Annotated in this window: 3 protein-coding genes; all 3 read left to right on the top strand. The window is 36.9% G+C overall.

Annotated elements, in window-relative coordinates; all coding sequences use genetic code 11:
• The coding region (locus tag ACFIJ7_RS09250; protein ID WP_375645158.1) for a VENN motif pre-toxin domain-containing protein at window positions 1–1,098 on the top strand (1,098 nt) is incomplete at its 5' end.
• A gap of 135 nt (window positions 1,099–1,233) precedes the next feature.
• Window positions 1,234–1,587 (top strand): hypothetical protein, encoded by a 354-nt coding sequence (locus tag ACFIJ7_RS09245; RefSeq protein WP_375645157.1) that lies wholly within the window; start codon window positions 1,234–1,236, stop codon window positions 1,585–1,587.
• A gap of 6 nt (window positions 1,588–1,593) precedes the next feature.
• On the top strand, window positions 1,594–2,795 hold a 1,202-nt coding region (locus ACFIJ7_RS09240), incomplete at its 3' end, for a DUF6990 domain-containing protein (RefSeq protein ID WP_375645156.1).

The raw sequence follows: 2,795 nt of genomic DNA, 5'->3' as shown, positions 1-2,795 counted from the left end.
ATTGTTGCCCATGCTGGTCTTGGCTGCTTAAAAGGCGCGGTTGCGAGTGGCGCTTGCTCTGCCGGTGCTATCGGCGGTGCTGTGGGTGAAGCCACAGCCATGCTCCAGTTTCAATTGTGGTCTAAAAATTTAATACAAAAAGAAATAGCAGCATTGGATGGTCGTATTCCAACGGCAGAAGAACAAGCGCGTATAAATGCAAAGATTGAAGCACAGTTTGCTGACTTTAGCGATCGTGCTATTGATGTCGCACGGGTTACAGGGGGCTTTGCTGCTGCCCTTGCTGGTGGTGATGTCAATACTGGCGCGGATGCCGCTGGTAACGCCGCGGAGAATAATTTTCTTCCTGTGGTAGCAGCATTAGCAGCATTCATTGTGTCGCTTACACCAGAAGAGTTGGCAGCTCTGTCTCTTTTTATGGCTGGCGGAGCAACTGTTGTTGGATCCTCTATCAATGGGACGGCTATAGCTGATTTTCTTGCCTATTGGTTTGCATCAAAAAATGCAGAAGAAGACAGCGAAAAAACAAATCAAAGCTCAAAAGAAGAAAAAAATAAAGATTCTCAGAAGGAAAGTAAAAATAAGAAAAAAAACGGAAACAATAAAGAACCACAAAACAATAATGATGGAAAGGGTAACATACTTGAACAAGTCAGGAAGCATCATGATAAAAAACGCGATGAGAAAAAACAAGAATTAAGTGATAAAGGATGTATAGTATGCGAGACAGAAATAGTATTCAAAACTAAGACGGATAAGGGAGTAGTAAGATCTCGTGCGGATATCGTTTATATAGAGAATGGTAAAATAAAAATTGGCGAGGTAAAAACGGGGAAGAATGCTACATTAAGTGAACAACAAAAGATTTTAAAAGAGGCATATAAAGAAGGAAATGCTGAGTCCACAAAAGGAAAATTTATAAAATTTTTTAAAGAGAACAAAGGGTTCTTAGAGAAATATCAAGAATCGTTCAAAGATTTTAAAGGAAGTGATAAAAAATTAAACGAGGCTAATAAAGAATGGATTAAAGAACAATTGAATAATAAGTTAGACAAAACTGACGTTAACGTTTTTCATTATCCAGGACTTTTTGAATAAAAGTGAATAGCGATGCGAACTAAAGACGTGACAGAGATTTTAAAAAACCTTGGCTGGGAGACGAAAGATCAACTATTATTTACAGTGGTAGAACAGTATTAGCGTGAATAAACTGCGACTTATGGAGAATAATCTATGAACTTTTCGTTAAAAAAAATACATCGCCCTGATATTATTTATGTAGAGAAAGGTATATTAAAAGTTATTGATATAAAAACTGGTAATTTTCAATTAACAGAATGTCAAAAAGATTTTGAAATAGCGTATAAAACAGGAGATGCAAAACCTTTTGGAAAAATTATGAAACGCTATCTAGGGGAAAATAAGGAACAGCTTAATAAATACCAAGAAGATTTGAAAAAATTTGAAGGAGACGCAGAGCTTCTGAAAGAGTTTAGAGACAATTGGAGTGAAAATCAAATAAACAAAGAGTGGAATAGAATAATTCCTTATACAGTTAGCTGTTATCCGGCGGTTGGAGAAGAGTGAAACATTATGCAAACTAAAGATGCAGCAGAAATATTAAAAAGTCTGGGCTGTGAGCTCTATCGTGATGAAGTAGGCGATACATTTGCCTATTATTATCTTCCGGATCGCATTGTGGATTTAAGCTATGGTGTGAAACATGAAACGGATGGTGAAAAATTTTGGTTATTAGCTAGTCTCACAACTGCTTCTTATAGTCTTGCTTGTGAATATTCTAGGGGGCAAAAGTCACGGTATGGATATATACTCTATCCAGAAATAGGTGATTTCGGGGTTACGGTACCGGATCTTTCAGAAAGTCATATTGAATCTGCTTTAAACAAAGTCATTACTTGGGCAAAAACACGAAATATTGAACAAAAATTACATGAAGAAGCTGCTAATCATTCTCTTGTTGCAAAGGCTCTTCTCGGCGAGATAGAAGCTTTAAGGAGTTATGAGTCTACGCCCAAAATAAACGTATCAGAATTTTCTGATTATAAAATGATGACGTGGAATGAACGTCTGCTTCTTTTTGCACAGGCCTATAAAAATGGGGAATTAGACGATATTCTAACGCGTAAGAAGCCAAAACAGTGCTCGATAAGTCTTATCGCAGCAAATCGCATCCTCAAAACGCGAGGATGGATTGCTATGGAACCTGGGAGAATGTTTCTCTCTTTGCCAGATCGTTTTATTCAGTTTGATTTTGGCTTTATACGTCTTCATGATAATTACAATGTTCGTCTTGAAGCTGAAATATCTAATGAAGAGATTTCTGTAGCTTGCAAATATATTCACTATAAGAGAGAATGTAATTGGATACGACCTACGGATATTTATCAGTCTTTTAATACAATTGGAGGAGGTTTTTTTAGTGGTTTTGATAAAGGCATTGATATTTGTGTAGAGACATTGAATGAGCAAGAGCTTATCAAAATCTCTGAGCGGGTGATACAGTGGGCACGTGCCCAAGATTTACAAGCATCAATAGAAAGCAAAACACGTGTTCAAAAGTATAGCTACAATATAGATATAGTCTGGCATTTGGCTTGTTTAGCGTTGACAGGTCGAATTGATATCCTGAAATCTTATAAAAATTTTCTAGAAGCTGGTACGATTTCTGAACATTTGGATGATGATGAAGTAGAAAAATATGTTAACCATGCCGTTGAATTTGCTGAAAAACATCTGAAAATCCTTAATGAGCGAGAGGCAGCAGAAGCACATCT

Origin of the sequence: Bartonella sp. MR100HLJHH (assembly GCF_042194215.1) — a bacterium.
In the GTDB taxonomy this organism is placed as follows: Bacteria; Pseudomonadota; Alphaproteobacteria; order Rhizobiales; family Rhizobiaceae; genus Bartonella; species Bartonella grahamii.
The sequence above is the reverse complement of the archived record's forward strand: the minus strand, read 5'-3'. Positions and strand labels throughout refer to the sequence as shown.